At 64.9% G+C, this 17242-nt stretch carries 17 protein-coding genes; 12 read left to right on the top strand and 5 right to left on the bottom strand.

The features are described from left to right. The 6 genes from SE91_RS30610 to SE91_RS30585 all read left to right on the top strand — a co-directional run. Positions 1-811, top strand: an 811-nt coding sequence (locus SE91_RS30610; protein ID WP_156489866.1) for a response regulator, incomplete at its 5' end; no start/stop codon positions are given. 21 nt (positions 812-832) lie between these two features. Beyond that, entirely contained in the window at positions 833-1306 is a 474-nt protein-coding gene (locus tag SE91_RS30605; RefSeq protein ID WP_060734521.1) for a chemotaxis protein CheW, read from the top strand. 33 nt (positions 1307-1339) lie between these two features. Continuing rightward, positions 1340-1726, top strand: a complete 387-nt coding sequence (locus tag SE91_RS30600; protein WP_027577509.1) for a response regulator — start codon at positions 1340-1342, stop codon at positions 1724-1726. A gap of 60 nt (positions 1727-1786) precedes the next feature. Next, a complete protein-coding gene (locus tag SE91_RS30595; protein ID WP_060734522.1) occupies positions 1787-2665 on the top strand; it encodes a CheR family methyltransferase in 879 nt (292 codons plus the stop codon). 2 nt (positions 2666-2667) lie between these two features. Beyond that, the gene (locus tag SE91_RS30590) at positions 2668-2985 is read left to right on the top strand and encodes a hypothetical protein (protein WP_008565131.1); all 318 of its coding nucleotides are present in this window, start codon (positions 2668-2670) and stop codon (positions 2983-2985) included. A gap of 126 nt (positions 2986-3111) precedes the next feature. Beyond that, entirely contained in the window at positions 3112-3615 is a 504-nt protein-coding gene (locus SE91_RS30585; protein ID WP_008565133.1) for a response regulator, read from the top strand. A gap of 52 nt (positions 3616-3667) precedes the next feature. Here SE91_RS30585 and SE91_RS30580 read toward each other — a convergent pair whose 3' ends face one another. Then, positions 3668-3958 carry a hypothetical protein gene (locus tag SE91_RS30580; protein ID WP_061850305.1) on the bottom strand — a complete coding sequence of 97 codons (291 nt, stop codon included), beginning with the start codon at positions 3956-3958 and terminating at the stop codon, positions 3668-3670. A 149-nt stretch (positions 3959-4107) separates the two neighbouring features. On the opposite strand from SE91_RS30580, the gene SE91_RS30575 reads away from it, so the two are divergent. Next, positions 4108-4743 (top strand): response regulator transcription factor, encoded by a 636-nt coding sequence (locus SE91_RS30575; RefSeq protein WP_008565145.1) that lies wholly within the window; start codon positions 4108-4110, stop codon positions 4741-4743. A 90-nt stretch (positions 4744-4833) separates the two neighbouring features. Here the strand turns inward: SE91_RS30575 and SE91_RS30570 are convergent, their stop codons facing one another. The 3 genes from SE91_RS30570 to SE91_RS30560 form a co-directional block, all read right to left on the bottom strand. Beyond that, entirely contained in the window at positions 4834-8430 is a 3597-nt protein-coding gene (locus tag SE91_RS30570; protein ID WP_061850304.1) for a PAS domain S-box protein, read from the bottom strand. After that, entirely contained in the window at positions 8408-8827 is a 420-nt protein-coding gene (locus SE91_RS30565) for a response regulator (RefSeq protein WP_061850303.1), read from the bottom strand. Before SE91_RS30565 ends, SE91_RS30570 begins: the two co-directional genes overlap by 23 nt. 191 nt (positions 8828-9018) lie before the next feature. Further along, positions 9019-9735: a GntR family transcriptional regulator gene (locus tag SE91_RS30560; RefSeq protein WP_061850302.1), complete on the bottom strand. Its 717-nt coding sequence runs from the start codon at positions 9733-9735 to the stop codon at positions 9019-9021. A 94-nt stretch (positions 9736-9829) separates the two neighbouring features. Between SE91_RS30560 and SE91_RS30555 the strand changes: the two genes are divergently transcribed. From SE91_RS30555 to SE91_RS30535, 5 genes are all read left to right on the top strand, one after another. Continuing rightward, a complete protein-coding gene (locus tag SE91_RS30555; protein ID WP_061850301.1) occupies positions 9830-10846 on the top strand; it encodes an ABC transporter substrate-binding protein in 1017 nt (338 codons plus the stop codon). Then, the gene (locus tag SE91_RS30550) at positions 10846-11607 is read left to right on the top strand and encodes an ABC transporter ATP-binding protein (protein ID WP_061850300.1); all 762 of its coding nucleotides are present in this window, start codon (positions 10846-10848) and stop codon (positions 11605-11607) included. The genes SE91_RS30555 and SE91_RS30550 overlap by 1 nt, the downstream gene beginning before the upstream one ends. 10 nt (positions 11608-11617) lie before the next feature. Beyond that, positions 11618-12475, top strand: a complete 858-nt coding sequence (locus SE91_RS30545; protein ID WP_061850299.1) for an ABC transporter permease — start codon at positions 11618-11620, stop codon at positions 12473-12475. Then, positions 12472-14211 carry an L-arabinonate dehydratase gene (araD, locus tag SE91_RS30540; protein WP_061850298.1) on the top strand — a complete coding sequence of 580 codons (1740 nt, stop codon included), beginning with the start codon at positions 12472-12474 and terminating at the stop codon, positions 14209-14211. The genes SE91_RS30545 and araD overlap by 4 nt, the downstream gene beginning before the upstream one ends. 128 nt (positions 14212-14339) lie before the next feature. Continuing rightward, positions 14340-15059, top strand: coding sequence for a ribonuclease activity regulator RraA (locus SE91_RS30535; RefSeq protein ID WP_061850297.1), 720 nt, complete (start codon positions 14340-14342; stop codon positions 15057-15059). Between the two features lie 25 nt (positions 15060-15084). Here SE91_RS30535 and SE91_RS30530 read toward each other — a convergent pair whose 3' ends face one another. Further along, a complete protein-coding gene (locus SE91_RS30530; RefSeq protein ID WP_061850296.1) occupies positions 15085-17190 on the bottom strand; it encodes a S9 family peptidase in 2106 nt (701 codons plus the stop codon). Between the last annotated feature and the right edge of the window lie 52 nt (positions 17191-17242).

Raw genomic sequence — 17242 nt, 5'->3', positions numbered from 1 at the left:
CTTGGTGTTCCGCGCCGGCTCGTCCCAGCCCAAGGCGGTCCCGCTCGGGCTGGTCACGCGCCTCGAAGAGCTGCCCGCCGACAAGATCGAGTTCAGTAACGGCCGCTACATGGTGCAGTACCGCGAGCAGCTGATGCCGCTGGTCGCCATGGAGGGCGTCACCATCGCCAGCCAGGGCGTCCAGCCGATCCTGGTGTTCGCCGATGACGGCCGCTCCATGGGCCTCGTCGTCGACGAGATCATCGACATCGTCGAGGAGCGGCTCAACATCGAGGTCGGCGGCTCCAGCCAGGGCATTCTCGGCTCGGCCGTGATCAAGGGCCAGGCCACCGAGGTGATCGATGTCGGCCACTTCCTGCCGATGGCGTTCGCCGACTGGTTCACCCGCAAGGAGATGAAGCCGTCGCTGCACTCGCAGTCGGTGCTTTTGGTCGACGACAGCGCGTTCTTCCGCAACATGCTGGCCCCCGTGCTCAAGGCCGCCGGCTACCGCGTCCGCACCGCGCCGACTGCGCAGGAGGGCCTTGCGGCGCTGCGCGCGCAGAGCTTCGACGTGGTGCTGACCGACATCGAGATGCCCGACATGAACGGGTTCGAGTTCGCCGAAGTGATCCGCTCCGACAACAATCTCAACTCGATGCCGATCATCGGCCTCTCCGCCCTGGTGTCGCCGGCGGCGATCGAGCGCGGCCGCCAGGCCGGCTTCCACGACTACGTCGCCAAGTTCGACCGTCCCGGTCTGATCGCGGCGCTGAAGGAGCAGACCGCGGGCGCCGCCGGCGCCTCCGAGCTGAGCCGCGCGGCGGCCTAAGCAGACCTGAGGAGAGACGAGATGAGCAAGAAGACGCAAGTGGGCGAAGGCGCCATGGTCGAATACGTCACCGCGATGATCGGCGGCCAGCTGTTCGGCCTGCCGATCTCCCGCGTCCAGGACGTGTTCATGCCCGAGCGCGTCACCCGCGTGCCCCTGTCCTCGCGCGAGATCGCCGGCGTGCTCAATCTGCGCGGCCGCATCGTCACCGTGGTCGACATGCGCGCACGCCTCGGCCTGCCCAAGGCCGAGGACGGCAAGGTGCCGATGGCGGTCGGTGTCGACCTGCGCGGCGAATCCTACGGCCTGCTGATCGACCAGATCGGTGAAGTCCTGCGCCTGCCCGAGGCCGGCATGGAGGAAAACCCCGTCAATCTCGATCCCCGCATGGCCAAGCTCGCCGGCGGCGTCCATCGCCTCGACGGCCAGCTCATGGTCGTCCTCGACGTCGATCGCGTCCTCGAACTCGAAACCAAAGTGCAAATGGCTGCGTGAGCCAGTGAAAAACATCGAAGCCGGAGAACCGAAATGAAAACGTGTTTGGTGGTCGATGATTCCAGCGTCGTGCGCAAGATCGCACGCCGGATCCTCGAAGGCCTCGAATTCGAGGTCACCGAGGCCGAGGACGGCTCGAAGGCACTGGAAATCTGCCAGCGCAAGCTGCCCGATGCGGTGCTGCTCGACTGGAACATGCCCGTGATGGACGGCTTCGAGTTCATGGGCCACATGCGCCGCCTGCCCGGCGGCGACCAGCCCAAGGTGGTGTTCTGCACCACCGAGAACAACGTGGCTCATATCGCCCAGGCGCTCAGCGGCGGCGCCAACGAGTACATCATGAAGCCCTTCGACAAGGACATCATCGCCGACAAATTCGCTGAGGTTGGTTTGATCCCGGTCGGACAAGCCATGGTCTGAGTGTGTCTGGCCGAACTGCTTCGGCCAGAGTGTTCCAGTACAGCTTCGAAGAGGCCATCCGTGACCCCGACCGAGTATGAGTATCTGCGTAAGTTCCTGAAGGACAATTCCGGGCTCGACCTGTCCGCAGACAAGCAATATCTGATCGAAAGCCGCCTGCTGCCGCTGGCCCGCAAGGCAGGGCTCTCCGGCATCACCGAGCTCGTGCAGAAGCTGCAAGGCGGCTCGCGCACGCTGATTACCGACGTGGTCGAGGCCATGACCACCAACGAGACGTTCTTCTTCCGCGACAAGGTCCCGTTCGATCATTTCCGCGACACCATCATGCCCGAAATCATCAAGGCGCGCGCCGCTCGCCGCAGCGTGCGCATCTGGTGCGCCGCCGGCTCGACCGGGCAGGAGCCCTATTCGCTGGCGATGTGCCTGAAGGAGATGGGCGCGGCTCTCACCGGCTGGCGCGTCGAGATCATCGCGACCGACCTGTCGCAGGAGGTGCTGGAGAAGGCCAAGGCCGGCATTTACAGCCAGTTCGAGGTGCAGCGTGGCCTGCCGATCCAGTTGCTGGTCAAATATTTCAAGCAGACCGGCGAGACCTGGCAGATCAATCCCGAATTGCGGGCGATGATCCAGCACCGGCAGCTCAACCTGCTGCACGATTTCGCCCAGCTCGGCACATTCGACGTCATCTTCTGCCGCAACGTGCTGATCTATTTCGATCAGGACACCAAGATCAACATCTTCAACCGTCTCGCGCGCCAAATCGAGCCCGACGGCTTCCTGGTGCTCGGCGCAGCCGAAACCGTGGTCGGACTGACCGACACGTTCAGGCCGATTCCGGAGCGGCGCGGTCTCTACAAGCCGAACGACCCGCGTGCCGCGGCCGCCAAGCCGGCTCTCGCCGGCGCGGCGCCGCGCATGGCGGTCATGGCAGGACGCTGAAGATGGCCGAGGATGGCAAGGGCGCAGAACGGGTGACGTTCAGTCGCGGCTATGACGTCTGCATCATGGCCATCGACGGTACCTGGCGTCGTGACTGCAAGCTCAACGCGATCTCCGACACCGACGCCATCCTCACGGTGGAAGGCTCGATCCAGGGACTGAACCTGAAGGAGTTCTTCCTGCTGCTGTCGTCCACGGGCCTTGCCTATCGGCGCTGCGAGCTGGTGCGCGTCAACGGCGCCGAGATGGACATCCAGTTCCTGCGCGGCAAGAACAGGAAGAAGCGCGGCGCCGCCGGCGGCCGCGACGAGGCCGCCTGATCGAAATGGTTGCGGCGACGTTGCTTTATATTTGCTGAAACATCCGAACGAATTTGCCGTAGCGGCTTTACGCCGCTTAAGCGCGAACCATGCAACCATTGCTGGTCTCAATCTCAGGATACGGCAATGCCCAGAAGCTCTCTCTCTCCCATCCCGTCAAACCTGCCCGACGTCGCCGAGCGGCGTGCGCTTCAGCTCCTGGTGGTCGATGACGACGCCACGCAGCGCAGCCTCATCACGGTCGCCGCCAAGCAGGCTGGCCACGAAGTCACCGTGGCGCCGTCGGTGGCGGAGGCGATCGAGAAGCTGCGTGCCGCGCGCTTCGATTGCGTGACGCTCGATCTCGTGCTGGAGGATGGCGACGGCGTCGACGTGTTGCACGAGATGGCGAAGGCGAAGTTCGCCGGCAAGGTGATCGTCATCAGCGGCATGGACGGCAAGCGCCGCAGCGCCGCCCGCAGCTTCGCCCGCTCGGTCGGGATCGAACTCCAGAGCCTGCCGAAGCCGCTGGACCTCGCGGCCCTGCGCATCAGCCTCGCCAATCTCGGCAAGACCGCGATGGGCTTGCCGGCGATTCACACCTGGGGTGGGGTCGCCACCGATGCGATCGTGGAGCGGCACCGGGCCTGAGGCACGGAGCTGCCATGCGATCGAGGGTGGCCGCGGCCGTGTCGATCGCGATCTACATAGCGCTGCCGGACTCCGACAGGCATTGCAGAGCCTGACGGAGGCCAGCCCGGCATGCGGCGAGGGCCGCGCTTGCGGTGGCATAACAGGGCGTGACGTCGTCGAGTATGACGACGTCCGAGGAACTTTCGGGATCGCCGGCGTGTTCTTGGTCCATGGCTGCGGCGATCCGGCGCATGCTGGTCTCGATCTGTGCGATCAGCAAGCGAAGGTCGGCCGCAATCAACTCGCGGCTCTCGACTGCGGGCACTGCGACTAGAGCGGGCGTATCGGCGAAATTTAGCATGGATATTCTCCGTCCCCCGCAATTAGGCGCGCTGCCGCTACTTGTGCGTTAAGTCCATGTCCCGTACAAATACGGGTGGGCCGAATCCGCGCCGAGCGCCATAACGATTGGTGCGGACGCGAGTCCGTAATGCCAACTGGATGTGGCACATGGCCGAGCAAACCTCTCGTGGTGAAATCTTCGTCGTCGACGATGACCCTGCCGTTCGCGACACCCTGTCGATGGTGTTGAAGGCGGCGGGCTATGACGTGATCTGTTTTGCGGACGGTGCAGCGCTGCTCTCCGTCGCGCGAAACCGCACGCCGGCCGCGATCCTGCTCGACGTTCACATTCCCGGAAAGTCGGGTCTCGACATTCTCAAGGAATTGCAAGGTGAGGACTATCCGGCGCCGATCTTCATGATCTCCGGGCAGGGCGACATCGCGATGGCGGTGGGCGCCATCAAGAGCGGGGCGCTCGACTTCATCGAGAAGCCGTTCCGCGGCAGCGAGATCGTCGGCCGGCTCGACGAGGCGATCGGCGCCTATGCACGCAGGCAGGCGGAGAATGCGTCGCCGAAGTTCGGCTCGCTGCATTTCCCGGGTCGCGAGCCGTTGACGCGCAGGGAGCGCGAGGTGCTCGAGCAGTTTGCCTCCGGTGCATCCAACAAGGAAGCCGGCCGCACGCTCGGCATCAGCCCGCGCACCATCGAGGACCACCGCGCCAACATCATGAAGAAGCTCGGCGCGCGCAATGCCGCCGACCTGATCCGCATCGTGATGACTGCGGCCCAGCGCGCATCGTAAGGAGTTTCGTAGCCCGGGTGAGCGAAGCGATCTCCGGGAATGCTGCTGCAGCGTCCCGGATGTCGCTTCGCTCATCCGGGCTACGGCGGTTCAGGCTTGCAGCGCCCTCCGGATGATCCGCGCCAGATCCGATTTGCGATAGGGCTTGGCCAGCAGCAGGACGCCCGAATCCAGCCGGCCGTGATGGATGATCGCATTCTCGGTATAGCCTGACGTGTAGACGACCTTGAGATCGGGGCGCGTCTTCATCAGTTCGTCGGCGAGCTGACGTCCATTCATCTTGCCGGGCATGATGACGTCGGTGAACAAGAGGTCGAACGGCTTGCCGGCGGCGACGATCGCGAGCGCCTCCGCGGCGTTCGCAGCCTGCAAGGTGACGTATCCCAGCGAATGCAGCTGAGCCAGCACGTAGTCACGCACCAGCCGGTCGTCCTCGACCACCAGGATGGTCTCGCGTCCGCCCTCGATCGTCGCCGCGATCACGCCCTCGCCGACCGCCGTCGGCGTCTTGCCCGGCGGCAGGTACATCTTGATCGTGGTGCCGTGGCCTTCTTCGCTGTAGATCTTGATGTGCCCTGCGGACTGCTTGATGAAGCCGTAGACCATCGAAAGCCCGAGTCCGGTGCCCTTGCCGGGTCCCTTCGAGGTGAAGAAGGGGTCGAACACCCTGGGCAGCATGGTCGCCGGAATTCCGGTGCCGGTGTCGCTCACGGCGATCAGCACGTAATGCCCGGGCCGGACGTCGTTGACGCTGGCATAGACCTCGTCGAGATAGGCGCCGCCCGTCTCGACGATCAGCTTTCCGCCGCCGGGCATGGCGTCGCGGGCGTTGAGCGCGAGGTTGAGGATCGCGGTGGTGAGCTGGTTGGGATCGACGATCGCGACGCAGTTCTCGTCCTCGAACACGGATTCGATCTGGATCTGCTCGCCCAGCGTCGGTCGCAGCAGTTTCGCGGTGTCGACGATCAGTGAGTTGATGTCGATCTCGCGCGGCTGGAGCGGCTGCTTGCGCGCAAAGGCGAGCAAATGCTGGGTCAGCTCGGCACCGCGCCCGGCGGCCTCGTCGATCATCTTGGTGATGGCCGCGAGCTGCGGCTCCTTCTCGACCGCCTCCGCGAGAATTTCGATCGTTCCGGTGATGACGGTGAGGATGTTGTTGAAATCGTGCGCCACGCCGCCGGTGAGCTGGCCGACCGCCTCCATCTTCTCGGCATGGCGGATGCGCTCCTCGGCCGCCATCTTGTCGGTGAGATCGCGGTAGAAGACGTTGAACAGCAGGCCTTCGCGGCGCTTCAGCGCGGTGACGCTCAGCTCGGCCCTGAACTCCTTGCCGTCGCGGCGGCAGCACATCAGCTCGCGGCGGCGATTCAGGGTCCTGTCATCCTCGTTTTCGAGGAAACGCTTCAGGCCCGTCCTCACCCTCTCGCGTTCGCTCTCGGCGACGATCAGGTCGATCGTGCTCTTGCCGAGCACCTCGTCGCGGCGCCAGCCGAAGAGTTGTTCGGCCTGCGAATTCCAGTTCAGGATGCTGCCGGTCTGGTCGGTCTGGACGAAGGCGTCGAGCGAGGTCTCGACGATGTTGCGCGCCAGCCGCTCGCTCTCGCGCAGCGATTCTTGCGCGAGCCGCGCTTCCGTCATATCGCGCCCGACGAAGAAGAAGCGCTTGGCCGGCTCGGACCAGTTGCCCAGCCAGGACAGCCAGACCGCGTGCCCATTCTTGTGGAAGCAGCGGGTGTCGGCGAGCTTGGGGCGGGCGCCGCGCCGCAGCGCGCGCATGTCCTCGCGGGACTGCTCCAGATGATCGGGATGGACGAAATCGGCGCCGCTACGGCCGATCATCTCTTCGGGGCTGTAGCCGAGAATGGTCTGGCTGCTCGGGCTGATCTGCGCGACATGACCTCGCGCATCCATCACCATGATCAGGTCCTGTGAGGTCTCGAAGATCTGCCGCCGCTCCTCGAGCTGCTGCTGCAGCGCCCGCTCGGCCCGCCGCGCCTCGGTGAGGCTGCGCGCGGTTCCGGAGGCACCGACGATCTCGCCCGACGGCCCCTTGATCGGCGACAGGCTCAGGGAGATCTCGACCGCCGTGCCGTCCTTGCGCAGGCGCACCGTCTCGAAACGCTCGATCGGCTCGCCCCGGGCGATCCGCCGCCGATAGTCCTTGCCCTGCTCGCGGCGATCGGGCGGGACGATAATCGCGGTGGACTTCCCGATCGCCTCGTCGGCCGAGTAGCCATAGAGGCGTTCGGCGGCGGGATTCCAGCCCGTGATGATGGCATCGAGCGATTGCATCACGATCGCATCATCGGACGATTCGATCGCGGCGCTGAACAAGCGCTCGCGCGCCGCGTGGTGGCTTCGCGCGACCTCGGTCCGGCGATGCTCCTCGACTTCGCGTTCGAGCGCGGCCGTCTTCGCCCGCGTCTCTTCGACCATCTGGGCAAAGGCCCGCGCCAGCACCCCCGTTTCGCCGCTGGCATCGACGGGGATGTCCGCCGCCCGTCCGCTGCCGATGGCCTCGACCGCGCGGGTCAGACGTCCGATCGGACGCGTCAGCGACCGCGCCACCAGGACCGCGAGCAAAGCCGCGGCGAGCACGGCCAACAGACCAACCAGCAGGGATGTCTTCTGGATTGCTGCGGGCACGAGGCTAAACACAGGCGCCGGTATCGTTTCGACGATCGCGACCCATTCCTTGCCCGCGAGCAGAGCGGGCGCGATCGCTGCGCCGCTTGGCCGGCCCGTATCGTCGGTCATGAGTCGCGTGGCACCTTCCAGCGTACCGGCTAGGGCCGCGAAGAACGGGAAGTCCTTGCGCCAGTCGTTGGAGCTTTCATGTAACGCAAATTCACGCGCGCGGTCGGGATGGACGAGATAATTGCCGCGCGAGTCAACGACGTAGACCTCTCCGCCTGAAGTGACTGTCGAGCGGACACGATCGAGGGCCGGTCGCATGTCGATGTTGGCAATGATGATGCCGAACGGCTTGCCGTCCTGTGCGAACAGCGGCATCGCTGCCCTCAGCGTCGGAGCATGGAGCACCTCAGTGCCTCCCTGCCGCGTGGCGCGATCGACGGAAGACACATAGATCTCGCCGGGTGCGAGCCGTATCGTCTGCTGAAAATAGGGGCGGTCGCTCTTGCTCTCCAGCTCGCTGTCGGGCGCGATGCGTGCCGTTCCGTTCGATCCGGAGCGGTCGACCCGAACCAACTCTCGCTGGTCGTCATCGACACCAATGATCCGGAACTGGCCGTAGATGGGCTTGGCCTCGATCTCCGCAGCGAGCCGCGCTGCGATGCGCTGGCGCCAGGTTTGCTCCGACACCCCATCGGTCGGGTCGATGCCTCCATTGTCGTGAGCACGGATGAGGCCGTTGATCGCCGCTGCGGCGCGATAGCCGATGAGATCGCCGCGTGCTCCGGCAACATAGGATTCGAGATTGGTCGCCAGCAGGCGAGACTGCGCCTCGACCCGTTCCAGGACGCGTGGAATGACGGCCTGGGTGGTGTTGCGGTAGCCCAACCATCCGACTGCGGCCACCGTCACCGCCACGAGCAGGATCATCGCGATGGCAAGCCGCGTTGCGAGCGTCATGTGAAAATTCGCACCGCGCCGCGAATGGCCACCCCGCCAGCCCTGGCTCGAGACGGAACGGATATCCTTGTCATCGGCTGCCGGTGCTGACATCGGGTGCCTCCGGCCACGCCGTCTTCAGGCAGCCATCGACCGCGGCGAGCAAAGCGCCGGGACGAAACGGTTTTTGCAGGCTTGCCACTGCGCCGAGCTTGGTCGCCATCCTCAGGAAATCCGGCTCCGCATAGGCGTCCGGCGTGATCGAGCGGCCGGAAATGACGATGATGGGGATAGCCGGAGCCAGCGCGCGAATGCGGCGCATCGTCTCGAGCCCGTCCATGCCGGGCATGAAGATGTCGAGAAACAGCAGGTCGAACTGGCCGACCTCGAACAGCGCAAGTCCCTTGCGGCCATCGCCGGCGATGGTGACGCGATGACCAGCCCTCTCCAGGAGCAGCCGGATCGTGGCCTGCACGGCCGGGTCGTCATCCACGATCAGGATGTTGGCCACGTCTGAAATCTCCGGGGTCGCATGGGAGTGTCCCAGCGACCGCAAATCAAAGCAGCAAATGCGAAATTGTTGCGCGAATTCTCTCCGCGTCGCAAGCACCTCGCGAGCGCCCGTTCCGTTCGAACTAGCCGACTGTCGTCGGTATCCTATGCATGGACACGTGCATAGGGCGAACCATCCTGGGTTCCCGCTCAATCGGTCAGATATTCGGGGTGAAGGCTCCGGATCTTGTCGAGCTCGCTGAGGGTGCCTGACAGATGCTCGCGCAGGTGCTGCTGCGCAGCCTCGGGGTCTTTGGCCTCGATCGCGCGCGTGATCAGCTTGTGATGGCGCACGATGTTCTGGGCCTTGCCGGGCGAGGGCAGGTGGAGCCGGCGCAAACGATCGCTGTGCCCGCTGCGGCTGCGCACCAGCGCCCACAGGTCCTGCTTGCCGGCGGCCGTGTAGAGCTGGGCGTGGAAATCGTTGTCGCCGGCCATGAAGGCTTCGAAATCCCCGCCTTTGGCGAATTGCTGTTGCAAGGCAATGGCCTGATCCAGGCGAACGATCAGGGATGCTTCGTGACCGGTTGCGAGCAGGCGGACGATTTCCTGCTCCAGCGCCTGGCGCAGGAAATGCGCCTGTTGCGCGCGATCGACGTCGATCCGGCTGACCACGGTCGCATGCTGCGGGAACACGTCGACCAGACCTTCTTCCTCCAGCCGCATCAACGCATCGCGCACCGGCGTGGAGCTGACGCCGAACTGGCCGGCGAGCGCGGCGCGTGACAGCGGAGAACCAGGCGGCAGTTCCAGGGCGATGATCGCATTGCGCAGCCGCTCGAACACCTGAGGCGCGGCCTGGCGGCCGCGATCGAGCCGGGCGGCTGGTCGTGGCGCCGCACGCGGCGCGGGGTGGGATGATTCCATGGCGGGTCCCGCGGGCTTGCCTTTGATGCACTAATATATTAGTGCATCAGCAGCGTCAACGCAGCTCGACGATGACCGGAGGAAACCCACAACAATGATCACGCATCTTCGCAGGCTTGCGGCCGTCGTCTTGATCGCCGCGACCGCCCTGGCCGCATCCGCCGCGCACGCCCAGCAGAAGTCCGAGATCGCGCTGTCGCGCCAGCCCGGCATCTTCTACATGCCGAGCCATATCATGGAGAAGCTGAAGCTGATCGAGAAGCATGCCGCTTCCCTCGGTGTCGCCGGCATCACCACCAAGTGGATCACCTTCTCCGGCGGCGGGGCACAGACCGACGCGCTGCTCGCCGGCGGCGTCGACATACTCAACACCGGCACCGGCAACCTCCTTCTGCTGTGGGATCGGACCCGCGGCGGCGTGAAGGGCATTGTCGCGACCTCGGCGCAGCCGATGACGCTGATCAGCCGTGACGCCAATATCAAGTCGATCAAGGATTTCGGTCCCGGCGACAAGATCGCGGTGCCGACCGTCAAGGTCTCGACCCAGGCGATCGTGCTCCAGATCGCGGCCGCCGAGGCCTTTGGCGCCGACCAATGGTCGAAGCTCGACGCCAACACTGTGCAGCTCGGCCATCCCGACGCTTATGCCGCGCTGTCCAACCCGAAGCACGAGGTGCACAACCACTTTTCGATCCCGCCCTTCACCTTCCTGGAGCTGAAGAACGTGCCCGGCGCGCATGTCGTGCTGTCGTCGCCCGACGTGATGGGCGGCCCGCTCAGCCAGGCGCAATTCTTCACCACGACGAAGTTCGCCGACGCCAATCCAAAGATCATCCAGGCTGTGCGCGATGCGACCAAGGAAGCGCAGGACCTGATCCGCAGCGACACCAGGCAGGCGGTCGAGATCTACAAGGAGATCACCGGCGACAAGACCTCGGTCGAGGAGCTGCTCGACCTGCTCAAGGAGCCCGGCATGATGGAGTGGAATCTCGAGCCGCAGGGCACGATGAAATTCGCAGCCCATCTCTACAAGACCGGCACGCTGAAGAATCAGCCCAAGGCCTGGACCGACTACTATCTACCAGTCGCGCACGACCTGAAGGGCAACTGATGGCGCTGCTCGACGTCAATGGGGTGACGCTGCGCTACAAGACCTCCAGCGCCGTCGTCACCGCCACGGAAAGGGTCTCGTTCACCGTCGACAAGTCCGACCGCTTCGTGCTGCTCGGTCCGTCCGGCTGCGGCAAGTCGACCCTGCTCAAGGCCGTCGGCGGCTACATGAGCCCGAGCGAAGGCCGCATGACCATCGGCGGCCGCGAGATCCACGGTCCCGGCGCCGACCGCATGATGATCTTCCAGGAGTTCGATCAGCTCCTGCCCTGGAAGAGCGTGCTCGCCAACGTGATGTTTCCGCTGCTCACGGCGAGGAAGCTGTCGCGCAGGGACGCCGAGGCCAAGGCGCGGGCCTATATCGAGAAGGTCGGGCTCACGCGCGTGGTCGAGGCCTATCCCCACACGCTCTCCGGCGGCATGAAGCAGCGCGTCGCGATCGCGCGCGGCATGGCGATGGAGCCGGACATCCTGTTGATGGACGAGCCGTTCGCCGCGCTCGACGCGCTGACGCGCCGGACCTGCCAGGACGAGCTGCTCCAGCTCTGGAGCGAGACCAAATTCACCGTGCTGTTCGTGACCCATTCGATCGCGGAAGCGATCCGCATCGGCAACCGCATCCTGCTGCTGTCGCCGCATCCCGGCCGGGTCAAGGCCGAGGTGATCGACGTCGACAAGGTCTCGAACGAGGACGGCAGCGCCGGACGGCTGGAGAAGGAGATCCACGATCTCCTGTTCGCCGCCGAAGCGACCGCGCACTGAGGGAGCCACCATGGGTGAAGCGAGAATCCTGCTGCGTGATGCGCCGTCGGCTGTCGCCGAAGGCGAGGTCGAGCGCAAGCTGAGCGTTGCCGAGCTGCTGTGGAACGACGGCTTCGTCCGCAAGGCCGTCATCATCCTGTTCCTCGCAGCGGTCTGGGAGGTCTACGGCGTCGTCCTCGACAATCCCCTGCTGTTTCCGACCTTGCACGATACCTTCGCGACGCTGTTCGATCGCGTCAAAGACGGCACGATCCCGATGCGCGCGTGGACGTCGCTGAAAGTGCTGTTCATGGGCTATTCGGCCGGCATCGTCCTGGCCGCGATCTTCACCGTGCTCGCGATCTCCACCCGCATCGGCACCGACTTCCTGGAGACGGTGACGGCGATGTTCAACCCTTTGCCGGCGATCGCGCTGCTTCCGCTCGCCTTGATCTGGTTCGGCCTCGGCAATGGCAGCCTCGTCTTCGTGCTGATCCATTCGGTGCTGTGGCCGGTCGCGCTCAACACCCATTCCGGCTTCAAGAGCGTGTCCAACACGCTGCGCATGGTCGGCCGCAATTACGGCCTGCGCGGACTGCCCTACGTCGCCAAGATACTCATCCCCGCAGCCTTCGGCTCGATCCTCACCGGCCTCAAGATCGGCTGGGCCTTCGCATGGCGCACGCTGATTGCGGCCGAGCTGGTGTTCGGCGTGTCGTCGGGACAGGGCGGGCTCGGCTGGTTCATCTTCGAGAACCGCAATTTGCTCGACATACCCGCCGTGTTCGCAGGCCTCTTGACCGTGATCATTATCGGGCTCTTTGTCGAGAACCTGATCTTCCGCGCCATCGAGCGGAACACCGTCCAGAAATGGGGCACCCAATCATGACCAACAAGAAGAAAACGCCCGACCAGCTCCGCAGCGCGCGCTGGTTCGCACCCGACGATCTCCGCTCGTTCGGCCACCGCTCCCGCGCCATGCAGATGGGCTACGCCCCGGAGGAGTGGAAGGACCGGCCGTGCATCGCGATCCTCAACACTTGGTCGGAGGCGCAACCCTGCCACATGCACTTCAAGTCGCGCGTTGACGACGTCAAGCGCGGTATCCTGATGGCCGGCGGCCTCCCGATCGAGCTGCCGGCGCTGTCACTGTCGGAATCGCTGCTCAAGCCCACCACCATGCTCTACCGCAACCTGCTGGCGATGGATGCCGAGGAGCTCCTGCGCAGCCACCCCGTCGACGGCGTGGTGCTGATGGGCGGCTGCGACAAGACCACGCCGGCGCTGCTGCTGGGCGCGACCTCGATGAACATTCCGGCGATCTATCTGCCGGCAGGTCCCATGCTGCGCGGCAATTGGAAAGGCAAGACGCTCGGCTCGGGCTCGGACGGCTGGAAATATTGGGACGAGCGTCGGGCCGGGAAAATTTCCGACAAGGACTGGCTCGACATCGAGGCCGGCATTGCCCGCAGCTACGGCACCTGCATGACCATGGGCACTGCCTCGACCATGACCGCGATCGCGGAAGCGATCGGCATGACGCTGCCCGGCGCTTCCTCTATACCGGCCGCGGACGCCAACCACATCCGCATGGCCTCCGAATGCGGCCGCCGCATCGTCGAGATGGTGTGGGAGGATCTGACGCCGAAGACGATCCAGACCCGCAAGGCCTTCGAGAATGCCATTGCGGTGGCGATGGCGATGGGCTGCTCCACCAATGCGATCATCCATCTGATCGCGCAGGCCCGCCGCGCCGGCCAGAACATCGGTCTCGACGATTTCGAGATCGCGAGCCGCAAGGTGCCCGTGATCGCCAACGTCCGCCCCAGCGGCGATGCCTATCTGATGGAGGATTTCTTCTATGCCGGCGGCTTGCCGGCGCTGATGGGTGAGATCAAGCAACATCTGCATCTCGACTGCGTCACCGTCACCGGCAAGACGCTGGGTGAGAACATCGATGGCGCCGAGGTGCACAATGCCGACGTGATCCGCTCGGTGGACAATCCCATCTACAAGGAAGGCGCGCTCGCCGTGCTCAAGGGCAACCTCGCCCCCGACGGCTGTGTCATCAAGCCCTCCGCCTGCGCGCCCCGCTTCCTCAAGCACACGGGACCGGCGCTGGTGTTCGACGATTATCCCTCGATGAAGAAGGCGGTCGACGATCTCAACCTGGATGTCACTGAGGACCATATCCTGATCCTGCGCAATGCAGGGCCGCAAGGAGGGCCGGGGATGCCGGAATGGGGCATGCTGCCGATTCCCACAAGACTCGTGAAGCAGGGCGTGCGCGACATGGTGCGCATCTCGGATGCCCGCATGAGCGGCACCAGCTATGGCGCCTGCATTCTGCACGTCTCGCCCGAATCCTATATCGGCGGCCCGCTGGCGCTGGTGCAGAACGGCGACCGCATCACGCTCGATGTTGCTGCGCGCACCATCAATCTCGACGTCCCCGAAGCAGAGTTGGAGAAACGCCGCGCTGCCTGGAAGCAGCCCGAGCGCCGCTTCGAGCGCGGCTATGGCTGGATGTTCACCAAGCACATCAAGCAGGCCAATGACGGCTGCGACTTCGACTTCCTTGAGACCGATTTCGGCGCGCCGATCGGCGAGCCGTCGATTTATTGATGTCCCCGTCATTCCTGGGCATCGCGAAGCGATGAGCCCGGAATCCATCGTGCAGCAGAACGTGCGGCCTGATGGATTCCGGGTTCGCGCTACGCGCGCCCCGGAATGACGACCAGAGAGAGCCCACGATGTCCAAACTTTCCGAAGCCACCCGCAACAAGCTCAAATCCGTTTCCAGCGCCACGGTCGCGACGGCCTTGTTCAAGCGCGGCCTGCGCATCCAGATGATCCAGGACGTGCATCCCGTCGGACCGGACCAGCCGACCATGGTCGGGGAGGCCTTTACGCTGCGCTACATGCCGGCGCGCGAAGACCTCAACACCATCGAGGTCTTCAAGGACCGCTCGCATCCGCAACGCAAGGCGGTCGAGGACTGTCCGCCGGGCGCGGTGCTGGTGATGGATAGCCGCAAGGATGCGCGCGCGGCCTCGGCCGGCGCGATCCTGGTAACGCGGCTGATGAAGCGGGGCGTTGCCGGCGTCGTCACCGACGGCGGCTTTCGCGATTCCGCCGAGATCGCCAAGCTCGGCATTCCCGCCTACCACCACCGCCCCTCGGCGCCGACGAATCTCACGTTGCATCAGGCCATCGAGATCAACGTCCCGATCGGCTGCGGTGATGCGCCGGTGTTTCCCGGCGACGTCATTTTGGGGGATGCCGACGGCGTCATCGTGATCCCCGCGCATCTCGCGGACGAGATCGCCAACGAAACCTTCGAGATGACCGCGTTCGAGGACTTCGTCACCGAGGAAGTCGGCAAGGGCCGCGGCATTTTCGGTCTCTATCCCGCCACCGACCCGCAGACGCTCACCGACTTCGCGGAGTGGCGGAAGAAGAACGGTCGCTAGGTCGAGACGACGGCGGAGGGTGTGGCTACACCCCAGCCTCCGCCATCCCCGCCGCCCACAGTGCGAATGCGTAGACGATCGCGACCTCATCCAGCCGGTCGAACCGTCCCGATGCGCCGCCGTGACCGGCGCCCATGTTGGTGCGCAGCAGCACCGGGCCGCCGCCGCGCATGGTGGCGCGCAGGCGCGCGATCCATTTGGCGGGCTCCCAGTAGGTGACCCTGGGATCAGTAAGCCCGCCCATCGCCAGGATCGCCGGATAGTCCTTGGCCGCGACATTGTCGTAAGGCGAGTAGGACAGGATGGTGCGGAAATCCTTCTCGCTTTCGATCGGGTTGCCCCATTCCGGCCATTCGGGCGGCGTCAGCGGCAGCGTGTCGTCGAGCATGGTGTTGAGCACATCGACGAACGGTACTTCGGCGACGATGCCGGCGAACAATTCGCCGGCGCGGTTGGCGACCGCACCCATCAGCATGCCGCCGGCCGAGCCGCCGTGGCCGATGATGCGCTTCGCGCCGGTGTATCTTGCCGCGATCAGCGCACGGGCGCTGGCTGAGAAATCGTCGAACGAATTCGTCTTCTTCTCGCGCTTGCCGTCGAGATACCAGCCCCAGCCCTTGTCGGCGCCGCCGCGGATATGGGCGATGGCGTAGACGAAGCCGCGATCGACCAGCGACAGGCGGTTGGCATTGAACGAGGCGGGCATCGCCATGCCATAGGAGCCGTAGCCGTAGAGCAGGAGCGGTGCCGTCCCGTCGAGCTTCAGCCCGCGGCGATGAAGGATCGACACGGGTACATCGGCGCCGTCCTGCGCCTTCGCCATGATGCGCGTCGTGACATAGTCGGCCGCGTCGTGGCCGGACGGAATTTCCTGGCGCTTGCGCAAGGTGCGCGTGCGCTTGACCATGTCGTAGTCGTAGACTTCCGACGGTGTCGTCATCGAGGAATACGCAAAGCGCAGGGTAGTCGTCTCGAATTCGAAGGAGCCCATCGTATCCAGCGAATAGGCGGCCTCGTCGAAGGCGATGGCGTGCTCTTCCTTCGTCGCGAGATCGCGGATCACGATCGACGGCAGCGCATTGGCGCGCTCCAGCCGCACCAGATGGCCGGCGTAGAGATCGAGGTCGATGATGTAAATGCCCGGACGATACGGGATCAAATCGCGCCAATTCTTGCGCTCGGGTGCGGCAAGCGGCGCCGTGACGATCTTGAAGTCGATGGCGTCGTCGGCATTGGTGAGGATGAAGAGCTCGTCGCCGCGGTCGGCCAGCGAATATTGCACGCCCTCCTCACGCGCCGCCACAAGGCGCGGCGGCGCCTCGGGGTTGGCGAGATCGATCAGCCGCTGCTCGGAGGTTTCGTGGTCGCCGCCGGCGATCACGCAGAAGCGGCCGCTGGTGCTCTCGTGCAGATGGGTGAACCAGCCGGCATCCTGCTCTTCGTACACGTGCGCATCGTCAGCTTGTTTCGTACCGAGTCTATGCAGCCACACCTGCATGGGGCGATGGTTGTCGTCGAGCTTCACATAGAAGAAGCTCTTGCAGTCCGCGGCCCAGACGATGCCGCCGTCGGTCTCCTCGACGACGTCATCCAAATCTTTGCCGCTTGCCCAGTCGCGCACGCGGATCGAGAAATATTCGGAGCCCTTGGTGTCGGCGCTCCAGGCCTGCAGCTTGTGATCGTGCGAGTGCCGGCTGCCGCCGAACTTGAAGTATTTGTGGTCCTTGGCGAGTGCGTCGCCATCGAGCACGATCTGGCCCTCGCCGCCGTCGCGCGGCATGCGGCCGAACAGCTCGTGCTGGCCGCCTTCCCGGAACCTGCGGAAATAAGCGAAGGGGCCGTCGGGCGAGGGAACGCTGGAATCGTCCTCCTTGATCCGCCCGCGCATCTCCCGCACCAGCGTCTTCTGCAGGCTGGCAGTGTGGCCGAGCAGGCTCTCGGTGTAGACGTTCTCCTCATCGAGATAGTTGCGGATATCAGGATCGAGCACAGCGGGATCGCGCAGCACCTCCTGCCACTTCTCGTCCTTCAGCCAGGCATAATCGTCGGTCACGGTGATGCCATGCCGCGTGAAGGAATGCGGCCGGCGCGGGGCGACGGGGGGCTGGGAAGGCGTCTTGGCTTGTGTCACTCGGTCCTCGTCGTGTCGTATTCGCGCGGCGGTCCTTCTCCCGCTCCCGTAA

The organism is Bradyrhizobium sp. DOA1 (assembly GCF_001593325.1).
Lineage (GTDB): Bacteria > Pseudomonadota > Alphaproteobacteria > Rhizobiales > Xanthobacteraceae > Bradyrhizobium.
Note: the sequence above shows the minus strand (reverse complement) of the source record. Positions and strands in the feature narration are given on the sequence as shown.

Coding starts and splice junctions, on each gene's coding strand:
- SE91_RS30605 (WP_060734521.1), top strand. CDS start 833: ATGAGCAAGAAGACGCAAGTGGGCGAAGGCGCCATGGTCGAATACGTC.
- SE91_RS30600 (WP_027577509.1), top strand. CDS start 1,340: ATGAAAACGTGTTTGGTGGTCGATGATTCCAGCGTCGTGCGCAAGATC.
- SE91_RS30590 (WP_008565131.1), top strand. CDS start 2,668: ATGGCCGAGGATGGCAAGGGCGCAGAACGGGTGACGTTCAGTCGCGGC.
- SE91_RS30585 (WP_008565133.1), top strand. CDS start 3,112: ATGCCCAGAAGCTCTCTCTCTCCCATCCCGTCAAACCTGCCCGACGTC.
- SE91_RS30580 (WP_061850305.1), bottom strand. CDS start 3,958: ATGCTAAATTTCGCCGATACGCCCGCTCTAGTCGCAGTGCCCGCAGTC.
- SE91_RS30575 (WP_008565145.1), top strand. CDS start 4,108: ATGGCCGAGCAAACCTCTCGTGGTGAAATCTTCGTCGTCGACGATGAC.
- SE91_RS30570 (WP_061850304.1), bottom strand. CDS start 8,430: ATGTCAGCACCGGCAGCCGATGACAAGGATATCCGTTCCGTCTCGAGC.
- SE91_RS30560 (WP_061850302.1), bottom strand. CDS start 9,735: ATGGAATCATCCCACCCCGCGCCGCGTGCGGCGCCACGACCAGCCGCC.
- SE91_RS30555 (WP_061850301.1), top strand. CDS start 9,830: ATGATCACGCATCTTCGCAGGCTTGCGGCCGTCGTCTTGATCGCCGCG.
- SE91_RS30550 (WP_061850300.1), top strand. CDS start 10,846: ATGGCGCTGCTCGACGTCAATGGGGTGACGCTGCGCTACAAGACCTCC.
- SE91_RS30545 (WP_061850299.1), top strand. CDS start 11,618: ATGGGTGAAGCGAGAATCCTGCTGCGTGATGCGCCGTCGGCTGTCGCC.
- araD (WP_061850298.1), top strand. CDS start 12,472: ATGACCAACAAGAAGAAAACGCCCGACCAGCTCCGCAGCGCGCGCTGG.
- SE91_RS30535 (WP_061850297.1), top strand. CDS start 14,340: ATGTCCAAACTTTCCGAAGCCACCCGCAACAAGCTCAAATCCGTTTCC.